This is a genomic window from Micromonospora sp. NPDC049089, assembly GCF_040648775.1.
Lineage (GTDB): Bacteria > Actinomycetota > Actinomycetes > Mycobacteriales > Micromonosporaceae > Micromonospora.
Genome location: NZ_JBEZEH010000359.1, coordinates 1 through 3,185, shown reverse-complemented (window position 1 = coordinate 3,185; position 3,185 = coordinate 1). Strand labels below are relative to the sequence as shown.

The 3,185-nt window shown below is 70.3% G+C and carries 1 protein-coding gene and 1 pseudogene; both read left to right on the top strand.

Going from position 1 to position 3,185, the window contains the following annotated elements; translation table 11 throughout:
* Positions 1 to 90: 90 nt before the first annotated feature.
* Positions 91 to 492: pseudogene (locus AB0B48_RS32615) on the top strand (ATP-binding cassette domain-containing protein); the annotation flags it as partial.
* Positions 492 to 3,047: an FtsX-like permease family protein gene (locus AB0B48_RS32610; RefSeq protein ID WP_357208388.1), complete on the top strand. Its 2,556-nt coding sequence runs from the start codon at positions 492 to 494 to the stop codon at positions 3,045 to 3,047. The pseudogene AB0B48_RS32615 and the gene AB0B48_RS32610, both read left to right, overlap by 1 nt.
* Positions 3,048 to 3,185: the final 138 nt, after the last annotated feature.

Here is a 3,185-nt window from a genome sequence, read left to right as displayed (position 1 = left end):
CGCTCGGTTCGCCGCCGTCGCGGTCGGGCACCAACGGGCAGATGGCGGTGCGGGCGTCCACGATGGCCAGTCGGACCGGCAGCCGGTCCTGGACGCAAGCCGGACCCGGCCTGGTACGACACGGTGATCGAGACGGTGGGGCTGAAGGACCGGCTGGACCACCGCCCGGCGCAGCTCTCCGGTGGGCAGCAGCAGCGGGTGGCCTGCGCGCGGGCGCTGGTCTCCCGCCCCGAGGTGATCTTCGCGGACGAGCCGACCGGCAACCTGGACTCGCGCTCCGGCGCGGAGGTGCTCAACTTCCTGCGGAACTCGGTCCGGGAGCACGGCCAGACCATCGTGATGGTCACCCACGACCCGACGGCCGCCGCGTACGCCGACCGGGTGGTCTTCCTCGCCGACGGTGAGATCGTCTCGGAGCTGATCGAGCCGACCGCCGAGACGGTGCTGGACACCATGAAGAAGCTGGACACTCCGGCCGAGGTGGGCAACTGATGTTCCGCGCGACGCTGAAGAGTCTGCTGGCCCGTAAGGTCCGGCTGATCCTGTCCGGCCTGGCGGTGGTGCTCGGGGTGATGTTCGTCTCCGGCGCGTTCGTGCTCACCGACACGCTGGGTCGCTCCTTCGACTCGGTCTTCGCCGACGGCTTCTCCGAGATCGACGTGAACGTCGCGGCGAAGCCGAAGGTGCAGGTCAATGAGCTGGAGGGCGAGCAGACCGCCGCCCCGCTGCCGGCCGCCCTGGTGGACCGGGTGAAGCAGGTGCCGGGGGCGGCCTCGGCGACCGGTGTGGTCAACGCCGACGGCGCCAGGGTGATCGGCAGCAACGGCAAGGTCGTCACCTCGTTCGGCCCGCCGCAGTTGGGCGAGAACTGGACCGGCGAGAGCGATCTGCTGAAGCTGCGTGAGGGGCGCGCGCCGCAGGCCGAGGACGAGATCGTCATCAACAAGGCGTTGGCCACGGCAGCGAAGGTGCAGGTCGGCCAGAAGGTCGGTGTGCTGACCGCGTTCGAGTCGAAGAAGCGGGAATTCACCCTGGTCGGCGTCTTCGGTTACAGCGGTGACCGAGACTCGATCGGCGGGGTCAACGAGGTCTTCTTCACCACGCCGGTGGCGCAGCGGCTGATGCTGGGCGAGCCGGACGTGTTCAGCAGCATCACCGTGCAGGCCGCCGCTGGAGTCTCGGACGAGAAGCTTCGCGACGACGTTGCCCGCACCCTGGGCGCGGACTTCGAGGTGAAGACCGGCGAGCAGGTGGCAGCGGACGCCTCGGCCAGTCTGAAGGAGGGGCTGTCCTTCTTCAACAAGATCCTGCTCGGCTTCGCCGCGGTGGCGCTGCTGGTGGGCACCTTCCTGATCCTCAACACCTTCTCGATCATCGTGGCGCAGCGGACCCGGGAGTTGGCGCTCATGCGCGCCATCGGGGCCAGCGGCCGGCAGATCATCGGTTCGGTGGTGCTGGAGGCCATCGCGGTGGGGTTGATCGCGTCGGTACTCGGCCTCGCCGCCGGCATCGGGGTGGGCGCGCTGCTGGCGTTCCTGTTCGGCAAGCTCGCCGGTGGGCTCACCCTGGCCGGAATCGGCGTGCCGGCGGCCGCGGTGATCGGTTCGTTCGCCGTCGGTCTGGTGATCACCGTGGTGGCGGCGTTGCTGCCGGCGCTGCGGGCGTCCCGGATCCCGCCGATCGCGGCCATGCAGGACGTGGCCACCCCGGACCGGCCGTTGACCAAGGTCACGGTGGCCGGGTCGCTGGTCACCGGCATCGGCGCGGTGCTGCTGTTCCTCGGGCTCAGCGGCAACGCCGGCGGTCAGACGCTGTCGACCATCCTCGGTGGCGTGCTGTTCGCCTTCATCGGGGTGGCGCTGCTGACCCCGTTGATCAGCCGGCCGGTGGTGAGCCTGCTGGGCGTGATCTTCTCCTGGTCGGTGCCGGGCAAGCTGGGCCGGCTCAACTCTGGGCGCAACCCACGTCGTACGGCGATCACCGCCGCCGCGCTGATGGTCGGCATCGCGTTGGTCACCGGCGTCACGGTGATCCTCGACTCGGCCAAGGGCAGCATCAGCGCGCTCGCCCAGGACACCATCAAGGCCGAGCTGGTGATCGCCGGTCAGCAGGGCGGCCCGCGTCCGCCGACCTTCGACCCGGGTGTGCTGGACCAGGCCAAGGCCCTGCCCGGTGTGCGGTTGGTCGACGGCGAGTACGGCGACATGGGGCGGATCGACGGCGAGAGCACCTGGGTCGCGGCGAGCAGCGACATCGCGTCGCTGCGGCAGATCTTCGGCGCGAAGCCGACCGCCGGTGACATCGACCGGCTCGGGCCGACCCAGATGCTCGCCAGCTCGGACACGGCCACGTCCCGTGGCTGGTCGGTGGGCTCGACGGTCAACGTGCAACTGACCCGGGGCGAGGCACGCACCTACACGATCAGCGGCATCTACGAGTCGTCGCAGCTGACCAACCCGGTGACGCTGCCGGCGACCGCGGCGAAGGACTTCGCCATCCCGCAGCCCATCCAGGGCTTCATTCAACTGGACCCGGGCACCCGGGTGTCCGACGTCCAGCCGCAGGTGGAGGCGTTGCTCGCGGACAGCCCCGAGGTGTCGGTGGCCGACCGGGACGCGTTCATCAAGCAGCAGACCAGCTCGCTCGACGGGCTGCTCACGATGATCCAGATCCTCCTCGCGCTGGCCATCGTGATCGCCGTGCTGGGCATCATCAACACCCTGGCCCTGTCGGTGCTGGAGCGGACCCGCGAGCTGGGTCTGCTGCGGGCGATCGGCCTCCGCCGGTCCCAGACCATGGGCATGATCACCGTGGAGGCGGTGGTGATCTCGGTGTTCGGCGCGCTGCTCGGCGTGGTGGTGGGCACCGGCCTCGGCGCCGCTGTGGTCGAGGCCCTCAAGGACGAGGGCATCACCGACCTGATCCTGCCCTGGGGGCAGATGGGTGTCTTCCTCGGCCTGGCCGCCATCATCGGCGTGGTGGCCGCGGTGCTCCCGGCCGTCCGGGCGGCCCGGATCAACGTCCTGGGCGCCATCGCCCACGACTGATCGGACAAAAAAGGGAGGCCCGGGGTGGGGCCCTCGGGGCCGACACGCGCGGGGACGGGTTTGTGTGGTGCCGCGGGGACGGCCGCGTAGCCCGACCCAGCACTCCGCGGAACGCGGAGCCCAGCGGAACTCCCCGTC

Coding starts and splice junctions, on each gene's coding strand:
- AB0B48_RS32610 (WP_357208388.1), top strand. CDS start 492: ATGTTCCGCGCGACGCTGAAGAGTCTGCTGGCCCGTAAGGTCCGGCTG.